This is a genomic window from Arthrobacter sp. B055-34 (assembly GCF_059090425.1).
In genome coordinates this window covers 19,427-35,788 of record NZ_JBNHFQ010000010.1, presented here as the reverse complement: position 1 = coordinate 35,788, position 16,362 = coordinate 19,427, and the positions used below count along the sequence as shown (strand labels likewise).

Here is a 16,362-nt window from a genome sequence, read left to right as displayed (position 1 = left end):
CGATGAGCTTCAAGATGACCCGCAAGCATTATGCGGAAATGTACGGACCGACCACCGGCGACGCCATTCGGCTGGCAGATACTGAACTGCTGTTGGAAATCGAAAATGACCACACCCGCTACGGCGAAGAGGTGGTGTTCGGCGGCGGCAAGGTGATTCGCGACGGCATGGGCCAGAACGGTCGGCTGGTCCGGGACGAGGATATCCCGGACACGGTCATCACCAACGTGGTGGTGCTGGACTACACCGGTATCTACAAGGCCGACGTCGCCCTGCGCGACGGGCATATCTTCAAGATCGGCAAGGCAGGTAACCCGCAGATCTCCGATGGCGTGAACATCATCATCGGTGCGGCGACGGACGTTATTGCTGGCGAGCACAAGATCCTCACCGCCGGCGGCATCGACACCCACGTGCACTTCGTCAGCCCGGACCAGGTTCCGGTGGCGCTGGCCTCTGGCGTCACCACGTTGATTGGCGGCGGCGCCGGACCTTCGGACGCATCCAAGGCAACTACCGTGACTCCCGGTCCTTGGCACATTTCCCGCATGCTTCAGGCGGTGGAAAACCTCCCGATCAACATCGGGCTGCTGGGCAAGGGGCACGCCAGCGCCATTGCACCGCTGGCCGAGCAGATCCGCGCCGGCGCCATCGGATTGAAGGTGCACGAGGACTGGGGCGCAACGACGTCGTCAATCGATATGTCGCTCAAGGTGGCGGACGAGTACGACGTGCAGGTCGCCATCCACGCGGACACGCTGAACGAATGCGGCTTCGTGGAAGACACCATCAGGGCCATCGACGGCCGCGTCATCCACACCTTCCACACCGAGGGGGCGGGCGGCGGCCACGCCCCGGACATCATCCGGATGGCCGGACAGCCGAACGTGCTTCCGGCCTCCACCAATCCGACCCTGCCGTACACGGTTAATACGGTGGACGAGCATCTGGACATGATGATGGTCTGCCACCACCTGAACCCGGACATTCCGGAGGACGTGGCGTTCGCAGACTCCCGGATCCGGAAGGAAACCATCGCCGCCGAAGACGTCCTGCACGACCTGGGCATCTTCTCCATCACCAGCTCGGATTCCCAAGCCATGGGCCGCGTGGGCGAAATGGTGCTGCGCACCTGGCAAGTTGCGGACGCCATGAAACGCCAGCGCGGACGGATGGAACAGGACCCGGAGGTCGGGGACAACTTCCGGATCAAGCGCTATGTCGCCAAATACACCATCAACCCGGCCATCGCCCAGGGCATCGCAGATTCCGTCGGCAGTGTGGAAGTGGGCAAGTTCGCCGACCTGGTGCTCTGGGACCCCGCGTTCTTCGGCGTCAAACCCGACATGGTCATCAAGGGTGGCCTGATCGTGCAGTCCATCATGGGTGATTCGAACGGCTCGATCCCGACGCCGCAGCCACGGACGCTGCGCGGAAACTTCGGGGCGTTGGGCACCGCGGTCCATTCCTCCTCCATCACCTTCTTGTCCAAGGCAGCTATTGAGGACGGCGTTCCGGAGCGGCTGGGTCTGCGCCGGGTGATCCGGCCCGTGAGCGGTATTCGGGACCTGACCAAGGCAGATCTAAAGCACAATGGTGAAACGCCGGACATCCAGGTGGACCCCGAAACCTACACCGTCACAGTGGACGGCGTGGAAGCGACCTGCGAGCCCTCGGATGTACTGCCGATGGCGCAGCGCTATTTCCTCTTTTAGGAAGTACGGATCCTCAACAGCTTGAATTGAATTGAAAGGACGCATCCATGATTGTTGACCGCGTCATCGGCAACAGACACGAACTTCCGGCCGCCGAACTGGCCGGACTGCACGAAGAAAAAGTAATCCTGCCCAGCGCCGAACTGGTAAAACGCATCCAGCGTGTCACCACCGACCACGGCAGGGACGTCGGCATCCGGCTCAGCACGCCCGGTGACCTGCGCGACGGGGACATCCTGCACCGGGACGAGCAGAACCTCATTGTCATCTCCGTGCTTCCCACCGACGTGCTGGTCATTGCGCCACGGAGTATCCAGGAGATGGGAACGGTGGCGCACAATCTGGGCAACCGGCATATGCAGGCCCAGTTCTTCGACGCCGATAGCGACTACCGGGCCGAGGTCATGGTGGTCCAGTACGACCACACCATCGAAGACTTCCTCCGGCACGCACAGGTTCCCTATTCCCGTCAGGAACGCGTGATGCCGGTGCCTTTCCGGCATGCCGAACACACGCACTGAGGCGGCGGCGGAATGACTAATACGACCGGCGGGTATGCTTTGCCAGCAACAGCGCGCGCGGAAACGGACGCCTCAGCCGGGTGTCCGCCGTCGTTCTTGCTGCCGTTGCTCCAGCTCTCGGATTCCGCACTGCCTACCGGCGCCTTCAGCCATTCGTTCGGGTTGGAAAGCTATCTGGCCCGGGGACTGGTCCATGATGAAACCAGCTTCGGCCAATGGCTGGGGCAGTTCATCCACATCCAGCTGACCTACAGCGACGGAATGGCCATCCGGCTGGTGATGGAGGCCGGCTCGCGAACGGAAATCCGGCGATTGGACCGTATGCTCGCGGCACAGGCGCTGCCCCGGCAGATCCGCCTGGCCGGCATCAAAATGGGCGCCCGGATGTTGCAGATCGCGGCAGAGACATTCGGCAGCCACGCCCTGGACGAGTACCGCGAGGACGTCGGCCAGGGAGTGTGCAGCGGTCACCCGGCGGTAGCTTTCGCGCTGGCCGGACGCAACCTCGGCGCGCCGCTGCCGGAGCTGCTGGCTACCTACCTGTTTTCCACCGTGACCTCGCTGACGCAGAACGCCATCCGCGCCATCCCGATCGGCCAGAACGCCGGGCAGCGGGTGCTGCGCCGGGCGCACGACGACGTCCTGGCCGCCGTCGCGCGGATTCCGCACCTGGACACGGAGGACTTCGGCGCCGCGGCGCCGGGGCTGGAAATCGCGCAGATGCGGCACGAGCGCCAGCGTGCACGCATGTTCATGTCCTGATCCGGACACCCCCAACTGACATCCATCCGACCCCGGAACCGGGTACACCACCGGCGGCCGGGACGCAGAACGCAAGGAGAACATTATGGAACCCATCAAGATCGGCATCGGCGGCCCCGTGGGCGCCGGTAAAACGCAACTGGTTGAGCGCCTCACCCGGCACCTGAGCACGGAAATATCGATGGCGGCCATCACCAACGACATCTACACCATTGAAGACGCGAAGATCCTAGCGGCCAATGGGATCCTGCCGCTGGACCGGATTGTCGGGATCGAAACCGGCGGTTGCCCGCATACAGCCATCCGCGAGGATACCTCGATGAATTCCGCCGCAGTGGAGGAGCTCAAAGAGCGCCACCCGGACCTGCAGGTGGTCTTCATCGAGAGCGGCGGCGACAACCTCTCCGCAACGTTCAGCCCGGAGCTGGTGGATTTCTCCATCTACATCATCGACGTGGCCCAGGGCGAGAAGATCCCGCGCAAAGCCGGGCAGGGCATGATCAAATCCGACCTGTTCATTATCAATAAGACCGATCTGGCCCCGCACGTGGGTGCGGACCTGTCCGTGATGGAAGCGGACTCGAAGGAATTCCGCGGCGAACGGCCCTTCTGCTTCACGAACCTGAAAACGGACGAGGGCCTGGACCAGGTCATCGGCTGGCTGAAGCGCGATGTCCTGATGCTCGATCTGATCCGATGAGCACCGAGGCTGAACCGCGTACCGCCGGGTCCTTGGCTGCTGCCTCCGCCAGACCAACCGGCGAACTGCGGCTAGAGATCGGACTGCGCGGCGGCCGGGGAATCGCGACCAGCCAGTTCCATCAAGGGGCCCTGCGCGTCATCCGGCCCCACTATTTGGATGAGTCCGGGCAGGTCTGTTACGTCGTCGTCAATCCCGGCGGCGGTTATCTGGGCGGGGATGTCTATGAACTGGACATCGACGTCGCGGCCGACGCCCGGCTGCTGCTGACCACCCAGTCGGCAACGAAGGTCTACCGCACGCCCGGCAGCCACGCCTTCCAGCAGACCCGCATCAGGTTGGGACCGGGGGCCAGCCTGGAGTACCTCCCTGACCAGCTGATCGCCTACCGGGAGGCGTCCTACCGCCAGCACACTGTGGTGGAACTCGATGCCCAGGCATCCTTGGTGATGGCCGAGATCGTCACGCCCGGCTGGTCTCCGGACGGGACCCTGTTCAGATACGACGAAGTGCGGCTCCGCAGCGACATTTATGTGGACGGCGCCCTGCTGGCGCTGGACAACCTGCTCATCCGTCCGGCCCAGACCGGCTCCCCAGTAACCGGCATGGTGTTCCTGGAGGATTACACGCACCTCGGTTCGCTGATGGTGGTGGACCGGCGGGTCAACGCCGCCCTCGTCGATGAACTTTACGAGGTGCTCGGCCCCCTGGATCCCGAGGGACAGCTGGGCATCTCCCTGCTGAATGGACCGGGCCTGGTGCTGCGGGCACTATCGGGCTCCACCGATGCGCTGAACTCCCTGCTGCTGGCCGCCGTCGATCTGCTGCGCGGCCGCTGGTTCGGCCAGGGAAGGCTGGACCTGCGCAAATACTGACACTGAAAACTGCTGACCGGGCGCCTGGCTGCGCCTGGTTGCGCCACCCAACTTAAGCCGGCCCTCCCCAGGATGGCCGGAAAGGAGAGACAATGAACGCCCGACTGACGGGATTGACCGGTTCGAGTTACCTGGAGCGGGAGAAACTGCCGCAGGCCCTCCGGATCGGAGTGACCTTCGCTGCGGTGGGCGCGCTGCACCTGGCAACCGTCGGGCTGCTGGCCTACTCGCTGCTGACGGATTCCCACCCGCTGGCCTTGGGCCTGTTGCTCACCGCGTACCTGGCCGGCATCAAGCACAGCTACGACTGGGACCATATCGCAGCCATCGATAATTCCAGCCGGAAATTTGCGGCCCAGGGCAGAGCGCCGGTCAGCGTCGGTTTCGCGTTCAGCTTCGGCCACAGCAGCGTTGTGCTGCTGGCGGGCATCCTGGTGGTCAGCGGCGCCAGCGTGATGGCAACAGCGCTGGAGGAAGGCTCCACGGCGAACACCATGCTGGGGCTGATCGGGGCGGGCGTCTCAGCTTTATTCTTGCTGGCCATCGGCATCTTCAATGGCGCCGCCTTCCGGCGCACCATGCAGCTGTACCGGCGGGCGCGTGTCGGTCGCCCGGTCTCCGGCCAGGACCTGCAACCGCAGGGCCTCGTCGCCCGGTTGCTGGACAAGCCGCTCTCCCGCGTGAAACGCCCCCGCGACATCTACGTTCTGGGTTTCCTCTTCGGCCTGGGCTTCGACACCGCGACGACGATTGCCTTCCTGCTGCTGACAGCCTCCGCGGCGCTCGCGGGCATCTCGCCGCTGGCACTGATGGCATTGCCGCTGGGCTTCGCCGCGGCGATGACGCTCTGCGACACGGCCAACGGCTTGGCAATGATGAAGATGTACCGGACTGCAGTGCAGGACCCAGCGCGGCGCATTGGCTTCAACATGGTGGTCACCGGGCTGTCGGCGGTATCTGCCCTGTTCGTGGCCGTCATTACCATCGCCGGCATTCTGCTTGAGGTCTTCGGCCTCCGGGACCCGCTGACCATCCTGCTGGGCAGCGTGGATCTGGGTCATGCCGGACTGTTGCTGGTTGGTGTCTTCCTGGCCGTATGGGGTGCCGCTTCCCTGGGCTGGCGGCACCGGCCAGCAGCGGCATAACTGAAGTCAGCCCCCGGCAGTGTTGGGCGATTTTGGTGGATGAACGGATCCGACCGGGCAGGAGACTAGTTCTGCGGCTTGTGGAGGACTAGGATCAGTTCACATTAGAGTTGCCTGTGGGCGCTGGGGGAAGCCTCGGGCACGATCCGCCCGCGACTCGAGGTGTGCCATGAGCAACCCAGATAGTAGCCGGTCAGTCCTCCGGCGCAAGCCGATCGACTTGGTTGAAGACGAGAACATCGACAGCGGGCTGTTCAAGAGCCTGGGTCTGTGGCAGCTGACCGCCATCGGCGTCGGCGGCATTATCGGTATCGGAATTTTCACCCTGGCCGGGCTGGTCGCCAACGGCGGCGCCGATGCGGACCCGGTCGGCCCGGCGGTCATGATTGCATTCCTGGTCGCCGGCCTGGCCAGCGCCGCCGCGGCCCTGTCCTATGCCGAATTCGCCGGCATGATCCCGCGTGCAGGCTCGGCCTACACCTATGGCTACGTTGCCTTGGGCGAAATCATCGGCTGGTTTATCGGCTGGGACCTGCTGCTGGAGTACACGGCCATTGTGGCGGTTGTCGCCATCGGCATCTCGGGATACTTCGCCGAGTTTATGTCCGGAATCGGCGTCGACGTTCCCGTCTGGATGCAGGGCACGGCGGACACCATCGAGGGCGGCGTGATCAACCTGCCGGCCATCGTGGTCTGCCTGTTCATCACCTGGATCCTGAGCCGGGGTACCAAGACTTTCGGCCGGTTCGAACTCGTTGCCGTGGGGCTCAAGGTCCTGCTCATCCTGTTCATCATCGGGCTGGGATTCTTCTTTGTCGACGTCGACAACTACACACCGTTCATGCCCTCGGGCTTCGGCGCGGTGTTCGCCGGTGCGGCCACGGTGTTCTTCGCGGTCTTCGGCTATGACGCCATGAGCACGGCCGCGGAAGAAGCTACCGACGGCAAGAAACACATGCCCAAGGCCATCCTGCTCTCGCTGGCGATCGCCATGACGCTCTACGTGCTGGCGACGCTGGTGCTGACGGGCATGCAGAACTACACCGACATCAGCCCCACCGCAGGTTTCGCGTCCGCCTTCCAGAATGTCGGTCTGCCGGTTATCGCCACCATCATCTCGGCTTTCGCGGTCATCTCTATCCTGACCGTGATGCTGACCTTCCTGCTAGGCGTCACGCGCGTCTGGTTCTCGATGAGCCGCGACGGCCTGCTGCCCACCTGGTTCGCGGCAACGGACCGGCACGGCACCCCGCAGCGGGTCACCTGGATCGCCGGCATCGCCTCGGCACTGCTGGCCGGCGTGTTCCCCATCCGGGCCGTGGCGGACCTGACCAACATCGGCATTCTCGCCGCCTTCGTGGTGGTCTGCGTGGCCGTGATCGTGCTGCGCCGCACCCGGCCGGACGTGCACCGCACGTTCAAGCTGCCGTGGATGCCGGTGGTGCCCGCGTTCGGCGTGCTGGCCTCGGGATTCCTGATGCTGCAACTGCACTGGGAGACCTGGATGAGGTTCGGCGTCTGGCTGCTAATCGGCCTGGTCATCTACTTCTTCTACAGCCGCCGGCACTCGCTGATGAACCCGGAAAGCCCGCGCCACGGCCGCCACAAGACCCACACCTGACGTAGCGTTCACCTGGCGTTTTCCCGGGGCAGCTATGTTGCCTTTATGCCTGTCTTGCCACCGATCCTGAAGCCGCTGGTTGCCGCGCTGGCAGCGGTGCTGCTGTCCGCCGTCGTTGTTCCTGCCGCCCATGCAGTACCGGAACCCCGATCGGGGAAGCCGGATACTGGGAACATGCAGCAGGACACCGTCAGGATCGCCACCTACAACGCCAGCCTCAACCGTGCCGCCGAAGGCCAGCTGGCGGCGGACCTGACCACGCCGGGCAATGCGCAGGCCCGGAACATTGCCGAGGTAATCCAGCGGAACAACCCGGACATCCTGCTGCTCAACGAGTTCGACTACGACCAGGACCATGCGGCGGTGGATCTGTTCCGGATGAACTACCTGGAAGTCAGCCAGCACGGCCAGGCGCCCGTGAGCTACCCGTACGCCTACACCGCCCCGTCCAACACCGGCGTCGACTCGGGACTGGATCTGAATAACGACGGCGAATTGGGCACCGCCGATGATGCGTTCGGCTTCGGCGAATTCGAGGGGCAGTACGGCATGGTGCTGCTGTCCAAATTCCCGATCGAAACGCCGGGCATCCGCACTTTTCAGACCTTCCGTTGGCAGGACATGCCGGGCAACCTGATGCCCGCGGACTACTACTCCGCCGAGGCGCAGGAAGCGCTGCGGCTCTCCAGCAAGTCCCACTGGGATGTGCCGGTGCGGGTGGGCGGCAGGACGGTCCACATGCTCGCCAGCCATCCGACGCCGCCGTCCTTCGACGGGGACGAGGACCGCAACGGGCGGCGGAACAATGACGAGATCCGTTTCTGGGCGGACTACGTCTCCGGCGGCAAGCAGGCCGATTATATTTACGACGACGCCGGACTGCACGGCGGCCTGAAGCCCGGCGAACGGTTCGTGATTATGGGCGACCAGAACTCGGACCCGCGCGACGGCGACTCCTGGCCGGGCTCCATCGACCAGCTGCTGAAGCACCCGCGGGTCCAGGATCCGGAGCCGGCTTCAAGGGGAGCAGTGGACGCGGCGAGAAGCCAGGGAGCCAGCAACATCAGGCATCTGGGCGATCCGCGGCTGGACACGGCCGACTTCCAGGACCATCCGGCGCCCGGGAACCTGCGCGTCGACTACGTGTTGCCCTCGAAGAACCTCACCGTCAGCGGAGCCGGGGTCTTCTGGCCCGAGCTGGGGGAGCCGGGAGCAGACCTGACCGGCGAATTTCCGTTTCAGACCAGCGACCACAGGCTGGTCTGGGTGGATCTGAAGCTTCCGAGAGGTCCAGCTTGAGCCGGGCGGCCAGGCGCGTGTGCTAACCCCTGCGGCGCTGCCAAGCCAGGCTGTGTAGGACGAGTGCGGCGGCGAAGGCAGTCAGCCCGCCGGCAATGAGCCCCGGCGAGAGCATGCTGAGGAGGTATATCCACTCTGGTGGGCCGAAGCCCGAGTTGACGCCGAACGGATCGTTCATGGTCGTTACCGGTCCTAGCGCGGCCCAGAATCCCAAGGCAATGGCGCCCGCCCCCAGCAGCCAGAGGGCCAGCAGGAACGGATTGAACTTCGACCGCGGGGCCGGAGCGGCATCCTGCCCTTCTTCCCGCCCGGCCAGCTCGGGCGGAACGACCTCGGAGATGCCCGCCGCGCCGGTCAGGTCGGTGGAAGCGGGATGGGCCGCCGGGGTGGGACGGGGCGCCGCTGCTGCCGCAAATCCGGCCTCAGTTCGCTCAATGCCAGCGCTAGCCGCCCTGGACCCGTTACCCGCTGCCCGGTCCGTGGTCTCTGCGGAAAGGTCCTGCGGCCGGCCGTCGGCCGGTATCCGGTGCCCCCGCTGGTAGATCGGGTCGTACCGGTCATCGAACTGCGTCATGGCGTCCCCCAAATCTGTTGCAGAAAAATCTACCCGAACTTAGGCCGCGCTGTTAGGCTTGCACGCATGGGAACACTGATTTTCGAGTAGAGACGGTCTCCGCTGTACCGGCCGGCTCCAAAGCTGCCCAAAAGAAAATCCTGCTTGTTGAGGTTGTGCCTCCGAGTTCTTTTCCCCTAACTCTTGATGAAAAGACCCGTTTTGCCGGGCTTCCTTCCGGCTTCTGGCGCACCCTCTCAGGCGTACATCGTAAGAAACGGAGGAACCATGACCACCATCGACAACAACCCTGACGCGGCCAAGGCCGAACTCAACGTGCATCTTGCCCCCGCTGCCGCCGAGAAACTGAGCAAAGAGCAGCAGAAGCGGCTCGCGGACGCCAAGGGTGCCAAGAGCCCGGGGGATCTGCCCGGCTGGCACAGCATCGGCAACAGCCACAAGCCCACGCATGCCAGCAACAGGCGCGGGCCGGCGGAGAAGAAGGTCCGCTGGTAGCAGCGGGTCCCGCCGCTGGCCGCTAACACCGCAGGCTCCGGTTCAGTCGCAGGACTGGACCGGAGCCTGTGCCGTTGCCGGGACCGGTGGACCGGCCGCGGCGACGCTGCCAGCGGTGGGCGCTATTCGGCGTCGTGGTCTGTTTCGAGCACCTGCACCAGGGCATCGAGGGCCGCATCGGCGCCGTCGCCCTCGGCCCGCAGCACTACCTTTGAGCCGTGTTCGGCGCCCAGGCTCATCAGGGACAGGATGCTGGAGGCGTCCATGGCCTCGTCGGCGGGGGCGCCTTCCAGCGCGATGGTCACTTCCACCGGCTGGTCGCCGGCGGCCTCGGCGAAAATGGCGGCGGGGCGGGCGTGCAAGCCAACGCGGCTGGCTACGGTTGCGATACGTTCGGGCATGATTTCTCCTTTGTGACGGGACGTGCTTAGAGTCCGAGGGTTTCGAGCAAGGGCAGTTCGGCGCGCACGGCGGCGCGGGCTTCGGCAGCGGTGTCGGATCCCAGCGCCAGCGCAGCCAGCTGCTGGGCCCGCTCCAGCGGAACGGATTTGAGGACCGCGGCCACGGCGGCCAGCGAGCGGGCGCTCATGGACAGCGAGTTGATGCCCAGGCCAACAAGGACGACGGCGAGGGCCGGGTCCGCGGCCGCCTCGCCGCAGACTCCCACCGGTTTGGGTGCTTCCTGCAGGCTCGCCGCGCCGTCCACCGTGGCCTTAACCAGGTGCAGGACGGCGGGCTGCCAGGGATCGTTCAGCGCCGCCAGCGGGCCGAGCTGCCGGTCCGCCGCCATGGTGTACTGCGTCAGGTCGTTGGTGCCGATCGAGGCGAAGTCCACGCGCTTGAGGACCGAGCCGGCGGTCACCGCGGCGGAGGGAACCTCCACCATGACGCCGGGTGTTTCCAGCCCCGCGGCCTGGCAGAGTCCGGCGAAACGGCCGGCCTCCTCGGCGGTGGCGATCATCGGCGCCATCACCCAGACCTCGGCCTCGCTCTGGCCGGCCGCCGTGGCGATGGCCTGCAGCTGGCGCTCCAGCACGCCGGGGGTGGCCAGGTCCGTCCGGTAGCCGCGCACGCCGAGCGCAGGGTTGGGTTCGGTGCTGTCGGTCAGGAACGGCAGCGGCTTGTCGGCACCGGCATCCAGCGTCCGGACCACCACTTTCTTGGCCGGGAAGGCGTCGAAGACGGCCTTGTACGCGGCCACCTGTTCGTCGACGGCGGGTTCGGAATCGCGGTTAAGGAAGCAGAATTCGGTGCGCAGCAGGCCCACGCCCTCGGCACCTAACGCGGCGGCCGCCACTGCATCGGCTCCGCCGCCGACATTGGAGAGCAGCGGGACCAGATGGCCATCCGCCGTCGTACCCGTGCCGTCGAAGGGCTGCAACGGTTCGCGGGAGGCGTAGGCCGCGGCGAGGCCGCGCTCCGCCTCCCCGGGGGACGGCGTGACGATGCCCGCGGCGCCGTCCACGAAGACTTCCGTTCCCGGCGCCAGTTCGGTGGCGCCGGTGGCGGCGACGACGGCGGGCAGCCCGAGCGAGCGGGCGATGATGGCGGTGTGGGACTGCGGTCCGCCGCCGGAGGTGACCAGCGCCAGCACCATCGCCGGGTCCAGCGTGGCGGTGTCCGCCGGCGCCAGATCCTCCGCGGCCAGCACGAACGGCACGTCCGAGGCGGGGATGCCCGGGGCCGGTACGCCGCGCAGCTCGGCCACGATCCGGGCGCGGACATCGAGCACGTCGGTGGCGCGTTCGGCCATGTAGCCGCCGAGGGACTTGAGCTGTTCGGCGACCTGCTCCGCGGCTTCCCAGATGGCGCGTTCGGTGCCGCGGCCGGCCTCCAGCAGCTTGACCGCGGACTTGAGCAGCATCGGATCCGCGGCCATCAGCGCGGTGGCTTGGAGGACCTCGGCCGCCTCCTTGCGTGCACCGGCGGCGCGGTCCTTCAGCGCGGCCTGGACCGTCTTCGCCGCGGCACGCAGCCGGTCGGCCTCTCCCTCGGCGGTGGCGCCGGCCGGCAGCCCTGCACCGGGTGCCGGCTCGGCGACGGCCGGCGGCATCTGCAGTACCGGCCCGATCACTCGCCCCGGGCTGACGCCTACTCCGGTAATGCTGGTCATTGCGTACCCCTTGCTCAACTACTCGATGGCTTGTCTGTCAGCGTAGGCTGTCGCGGCCTAGGCCGCGACAGTTTCTGCCGGAGCGGTCTTCTTCGTTGCGTAGCGTTTCAGGGCCAGGACGGCCAGGGCCGAGACGATAGCTCCCACCACCACGGCTACCACAAACATAACCACATTGCCCATCGCAAAGAAGACGAAGATGCCTCCGTGCGGCGCCTGCGAGGTCACACCGGTGGCCATGGTCAGGGCGCCGGTCACCGCTCCGCCGAGCATGCTGGCGGGGATGACGCGCAACGGATCGGCCGCGGCGAACGGAATGGCGCCCTCGGAGATGAACGCCGCACCCAGCAGCCAGGCGGCCTTGCCGTTTTCGCGTTCGGCCAGCGAGAAGCGCTTGCGGTCCAGTACCGTGGCCAGGGCCATCGCCAGCGGCGGCACCATGCCGGCCGCCATCACGGTGGCCATGATCATCCACGGAGCCTGGTTGTCGGCGCTGCCTGCACCGAGGCCGGCGACGGCGAAGGCGTAGGCAACCTTGTTGACCGGTCCGCCAAGGTCGAAGCACATCATCAGGCCCAGGATGATGCCCAGGGCGGCGGCGGAAACACCGGTCAGGCCGGAGAGCCAGCCGTTCAGCGCAGTGGTCAGGCCGGCGATCGGGCCGCCGAGCACCAGGAACATCAGGCCCGAGGCCACAATGGAGGCCAGCAGCGGGATGATCACCACGGGCATCAGGCCGCGCAGCCAGCGCGGGACGGACCATTGTCCGATCAAGTGCGCGATCCAGCCGGCCAGCAGGCCGCCGACCAGGCCGCCCAGGAAGCCGGCACCCATGAAACCGGCAACCGCGCCGGCGGTGAAGCCCGGGGCGATACCCGGCCGGTCCGCAATGGCATAGGCAATGTAGCCGGCCAGCGCGGGGACCAGGAAGGCCATGGAGAGCGCGCCGATCTTGAAGGCGACGGCGCCCAGATAGGTGAGCAGTCCGCCGTCGGGCAGGTTGCCGAAATTGTTCTCCAGCACCACGGTGTCCGCGATATCGGTGATCGCGTAGCCGCCGAGCAGGAAGCCCAGCGCAATGAGCAGGCCGCCGCCGGCGACAAACGGAATCATGTAGCTGACGCCGGTCAGCAGGGCGCGCTTGAGCTTGGCGCCGATGCTTTCGCCGGCCTGGCCGGTCTGGTGCGAGGCCACGTCGGCCGTGCCGCTGACGCGCCGGGCGTTCGGGTCGTCCGCGGCGGCGAGTGCCTCGCGCAGCATCACGTCGGGTTCGTCGATGGCCCTCTTGACGGGGGACTGGATGACCGGCTTGCCCGCGAAGCGCTCCTTCTCGCGCACATCGACGTCGACGGCGAAGATCACGGCGTCGGCCCTGTCGATGACGGCAGGATCCAGCGGGGTCGCGCCGGCCGAGCCCTGGGTCTCGACCTGCACCTCGATGCCGGCTTCCTTGCCCGCGGCGACCAGGGAATCGGCCGCCATGTAGGTGTGGGCGATGCCGGTGGGGCAGGCCGTCACGGCAACCAGGGACTTGGGGCGGTTGGGATCGGCTGCGGCAGCAGCGGCGTGCCGGCCGTGCTGCTCGGTCACAGTGGCGGTACCGGCGGCTGCACCGGCACCTGCCGCGGCAGCCGTGCCTGCCCCGGCCGGGGCACCCGCGGCAGCAGGGGCGCTTTCGTCCGGGAAGAGCGCGCCGTTGACCAGTGCCACGATGTCCGAGGGCGACTCGGCGGCCCGCAGGCTGGCGGTGAAGTCCTTCTTGATCAGGGAACGGGCCAGCTTGGAGAGGAGTTTCAGGTGCTCCTTGTCGGCTCCCTCGGGCGCGGCGATGAAGAAGACGAGGTCGGCCGGGCCGTCCTTGGCGCCGAAGTCCACGGCGGGAGCCAGCCGCGCCATCGCGAGCGTGGGTTCGAGCACGGCGGAGGAGCGGCAGTGCGGGATGGCAATGCCGCCGGGCACGCCGGTGGCGGTCTTCTGTTCACGGGCGACGGCGTCGGCGTAGAGGCCGTCGAATCCGCTGGCGCGGCCGCTGTCGAGCACCACTTGGGTCAATTGCCGGATCACATCCTGGCTGGTGGTGCCGAGATTCTTATCCAAGGTGACAAGTTCTTCGGTGATGAGGTGGGACATGGCGTCTTCCTTGTGGGCGTGGAACTGACGGGAAATTGGGCTTGCGGGATGGAACGAAGTCAGGGGGCGGGAACGGAAAGCGAACTAATAACGACGGCGTCCGGCGTCGTCTGCGACAGGGCGGGCAAGGTGGTGCCGGGCAGCGCTGCCGCGGCGGCACCGTGGGCCACGGCCTGGCGGAGGCAATCCGCGGCGGCCGCGCCCGAACTGTGCGCCAGCAGGTAGCCGGCCAGGGAGGAATCCCCGGCGCCTACGGTGCTGCGCGCGCTGACCGGCGGATGCGTTGCGTACCAGGCGCCCTCCCGGGTGACGAGGACGGCGCCCTTGGAACCCAGCGTGGCCAGCACCGCCTCGGCGCCCTTATCCAGCAGGAGCGCGGCGGTCTGCGCGGTGAGTTCCGGGTCTGCCTCCAGCGCGGCCTCGCTGTGGACGCCGGCCAGTTCGGCCAGCTCCTCCGCGTTGGGCTTGACCAGATCCGGCACGGCGGCCGGGCCGGCGGCGAAGGCCTGGCGCAGCGGTTCGCCGGACGAATCCACGGCGATCCGTGGGGCAGCCGGGCCGAGTTTTTCGCGAACGCGGACGGTGAGCCGGGCGTAGAAATCGGCTGGTACGCCCGGCGGCAGGGAACCGGCGAGCACCAACCAGGCGGCGCCGTCGCACTTTGCCAGCACGGCCTCGGCGAGTTCTTCCTGCCGGCTGCTGTCCAGGTGCGGGCCGGGTTCGTTGATCTTGGTGGTGGTGCCGTCCGGCTCGGTCAGCGTGATGTTGCTGCGCAGGGCCTGGCCGATGGGCAGGCCCACGTACACCAGGCCGTCCTGCCGCAGCCCGGTGATCACGGGATCCTCGGGGTCGCCGGGGAGAATGGCCAGATTGGCGACGCCGGAAGCGGCCAGGGTGCGGGACACATTGACGCCCTTGCCGGCCGCCTGCTGGGAGGCGGCCACCGCGCGTTGCACGCTGCCGCGGATCAGGGAGCCGGACAGTTCGACGGTGCGGTCCAGGCTGGGGTTGGCCGTGAGGGTGATGATCATGCCACTACCACCTCGACATCCGCGGCCTCGAGCGCCTCGGCCAGTGCGGCCGGGGGTGCGGCGTCGGTAATCAGGGTGTCGATCTCTTCAAGGCCGGCGAAGCGGACCAAGGTTTCCTCCTCGAGTTTGGACGAATCCACCAGCGCGACCACGCGGCGGGCACAGCGGACTATTGCCGTTTTCACGGCGGCCTCCAAGGCATCCGGGGTGCTGAGGCCGAAGCAGGCATCGATGCCGTTGGCTCCGATGAACGCGATGTCCGGGCGCAGGGTGGCGAACTGTTCCAGCGTCCGCGCACCGATGCCCGCACTGGTCAGGCCGCGGACCCGCCCGCCGATCATTTCCAGCTGGAGCTTGGAGCCGGTAGAGATCCGGAAAGCGATGGGGACCGCGTGCGTGATGACCAGCAGGTCCTCGTGCCGCCCGTTGGACTCGGAGGCCAGCAGTTCGGCCAGCTGCTCCGTGGTGGTGCCGGCGTCGATCACCAGCGAGGCCGGGCCGGAGGGGATGAGCTCCAGGGCCTTGCGGGCAATCCGCTGCTTCTCCTCGTGCCGCTGGAGCTGGCGGCTGCCCAGGCTCTGTTCGCTGGTGCTGGCTCGGCCGGCAGCGACAGCGCCGCCGTGGACTCGGCGAAGCAAGCCCTGCTGTTCGAGGGTGGCGAGATCACGCCGGACGGTTTCCTTGGTGATGTCGAAGCGGTCCGCTAGTTCACCCACAGTGGCCCGGTTTTTGGCGGCCACAAGCTCACCGATCTTGCGGTGGCGTTCGGCGGCAAACATGTTTTCTCCTTCGAGAAGCTGAACCGGGAGGGGGAGTGATTGGTGTCACGTTGATCTTTGTTTTGATGACTTTATCTGTGTTTATTTCTGATTGTCAATGAAAACCAACATAAAAACAGAAAAGCGGGCCTCCGGGAGTTCCCGGGAGCCTTAGGGGGAGCTCTTATACAGTGGGTGCCATGAGGGCAGATGTCCGCAGGTTGATGCTCCTCCAGGCCGGCAACGTGCTGCTCCTGGCGGCCGGACTGGGCGTGGTGGTAATTGGCGTTGACGTCCTGACCGCGCTGCTGGTGGGGTCCTTCGGGGACCCGGGGCTAGGCGGGTTTGGTGCCATTGTGATGCTTGGCGGCGGTCTGCTGTCCCTGGTCTTCGGTATCTTCGCCTACCGTTGGACGGCCCGGGGGGAACGCTATGCACCGCTGTTCGGTGTGCTCGGCTGGGCGGTGCTGTGGCTGCCGCTGTCCCTCGCCGCGGCCGTACTCACGGGCGGGCATCCGGCGGCGTCGTTCATCGCTACCGGGATCAGCGGGGTGGGGATTGTGTTCTCACTGGTCGCGCTGGGCAGCAAGAAGCCGCGCTGAGCGGACGGGTGGTAGAAGTAG

General features: G+C 66.6%; 16 protein-coding genes. 10 read left to right on the top strand and 6 right to left on the bottom strand.

The annotated features are described in order from the left end of the window. Positions 1–2 precede the first annotated feature (2 nt). The 8 genes from ureC to AC5RWO_RS17490 all read left to right on the top strand — a co-directional run bounded on the left by ureC (position 3) and on the right by AC5RWO_RS17490 (position 8,638). A complete protein-coding gene (gene ureC / locus AC5RWO_RS17525; protein ID WP_498732793.1) occupies positions 3–1,715 on the top strand; it encodes an urease subunit alpha in 1,713 nt (570 codons plus the stop codon). Between the two features lie 47 nt (positions 1,716–1,762). Further along, positions 1,763–2,236: an urease accessory protein UreE gene (gene ureE, locus AC5RWO_RS17520; RefSeq protein ID WP_498732792.1), complete on the top strand. Its 474-nt coding sequence runs from the start codon at positions 1,763–1,765 to the stop codon at positions 2,234–2,236. A 12-nt stretch (positions 2,237–2,248) separates the two neighbouring features. After that, a complete protein-coding gene (locus tag AC5RWO_RS17515; protein WP_498732791.1) occupies positions 2,249–2,998 on the top strand; it encodes an urease accessory protein UreF in 750 nt (249 codons plus the stop codon). A gap of 82 nt (positions 2,999–3,080) precedes the next feature. Then, positions 3,081–3,698 (top strand): urease accessory protein UreG, encoded by a 618-nt coding sequence (gene ureG / locus AC5RWO_RS17510; protein ID WP_498732926.1) that lies wholly within the window; start codon positions 3,081–3,083, stop codon positions 3,696–3,698. Beyond that, entirely contained in the window at positions 3,695–4,573 is an 879-nt protein-coding gene (locus AC5RWO_RS17505) for an urease accessory protein UreD (RefSeq protein WP_498732790.1), read from the top strand. The genes ureG and AC5RWO_RS17505 overlap by 4 nt, the downstream gene beginning before the upstream one ends. 104 nt (positions 4,574–4,677) lie before the next feature. Next, complete coding sequence (locus tag AC5RWO_RS17500) at positions 4,678–5,718, top strand: HoxN/HupN/NixA family nickel/cobalt transporter (RefSeq protein WP_498732925.1); 1,041 nt, start codon at positions 4,678–4,680, stop codon at positions 5,716–5,718. A 169-nt stretch (positions 5,719–5,887) separates the two neighbouring features. Continuing rightward, positions 5,888–7,339, top strand: a complete 1,452-nt coding sequence (locus AC5RWO_RS17495) for an amino acid permease (RefSeq protein WP_498732789.1) — start codon at positions 5,888–5,890, stop codon at positions 7,337–7,339. A gap of 45 nt (positions 7,340–7,384) precedes the next feature. After that, a complete protein-coding gene (locus tag AC5RWO_RS17490; protein WP_498732788.1) occupies positions 7,385–8,638 on the top strand; it encodes an endonuclease/exonuclease/phosphatase family protein in 1,254 nt (417 codons plus the stop codon). Between the two features lie 22 nt (positions 8,639–8,660). On the opposite strand, the gene AC5RWO_RS17485 is transcribed toward AC5RWO_RS17490, so the two are convergent. Further along, the gene (locus tag AC5RWO_RS17485; RefSeq protein WP_498732787.1) at positions 8,661–9,212 is read right to left on the bottom strand and encodes a hypothetical protein; all 552 of its coding nucleotides are present in this window, start codon (positions 9,210–9,212) and stop codon (positions 8,661–8,663) included. A 267-nt stretch (positions 9,213–9,479) separates the two neighbouring features. On the opposite strand from AC5RWO_RS17485, the gene AC5RWO_RS17480 reads away from it, so the two are divergent. Beyond that, on the top strand, positions 9,480–9,707 hold the full coding sequence (locus tag AC5RWO_RS17480; RefSeq protein ID WP_139003888.1) for a hypothetical protein: 228 nt from the start codon (positions 9,480–9,482) through the stop codon (positions 9,705–9,707). 122 nt (positions 9,708–9,829) lie between these two features. On the opposite strand, the gene AC5RWO_RS17475 is transcribed toward AC5RWO_RS17480, so the two are convergent. The 5 genes from AC5RWO_RS17475 to AC5RWO_RS17455 are packed head-to-tail and all read right to left on the bottom strand — an operon-like array spanning position 9,830 to position 15,760. Beyond that, positions 9,830–10,108 carry an HPr family phosphocarrier protein gene (locus AC5RWO_RS17475; RefSeq protein ID WP_169992307.1) on the bottom strand — a complete coding sequence of 93 codons (279 nt, stop codon included), beginning with the start codon at positions 10,106–10,108 and terminating at the stop codon, positions 9,830–9,832. A gap of 26 nt (positions 10,109–10,134) precedes the next feature. After that, entirely contained in the window at positions 10,135–11,820 is a 1,686-nt protein-coding gene (gene ptsP, locus AC5RWO_RS17470; RefSeq protein ID WP_498732786.1) for a phosphoenolpyruvate--protein phosphotransferase, read from the bottom strand. 57 nt (positions 11,821–11,877) lie between these two features. Further along, positions 11,878–13,950 (bottom strand): PTS fructose transporter subunit IIABC, encoded by a 2,073-nt coding sequence (locus AC5RWO_RS17465; protein ID WP_498732785.1) that lies wholly within the window; start codon positions 13,948–13,950, stop codon positions 11,878–11,880. A 59-nt stretch (positions 13,951–14,009) separates the two neighbouring features. Next, positions 14,010–14,981 carry a 1-phosphofructokinase family hexose kinase gene (locus tag AC5RWO_RS17460; RefSeq protein WP_498732784.1) on the bottom strand — a complete coding sequence of 324 codons (972 nt, stop codon included), beginning with the start codon at positions 14,979–14,981 and terminating at the stop codon, positions 14,010–14,012. Continuing rightward, on the bottom strand, positions 14,978–15,760 hold the full coding sequence (locus AC5RWO_RS17455) for a DeoR/GlpR family DNA-binding transcription regulator (protein WP_498732783.1): 783 nt from the start codon (positions 15,758–15,760) through the stop codon (positions 14,978–14,980). Before AC5RWO_RS17455 ends, AC5RWO_RS17460 begins: the two co-directional genes overlap by 4 nt. Positions 15,761–15,939: 179 nt before the next feature. On the opposite strand from AC5RWO_RS17455, the gene AC5RWO_RS17450 reads away from it, so the two are divergent. Continuing rightward, entirely contained in the window at positions 15,940–16,341 is a 402-nt protein-coding gene (locus tag AC5RWO_RS17450) for a hypothetical protein (RefSeq protein WP_498732782.1), read from the top strand. Positions 16,342–16,362 lie beyond the last annotated feature (21 nt).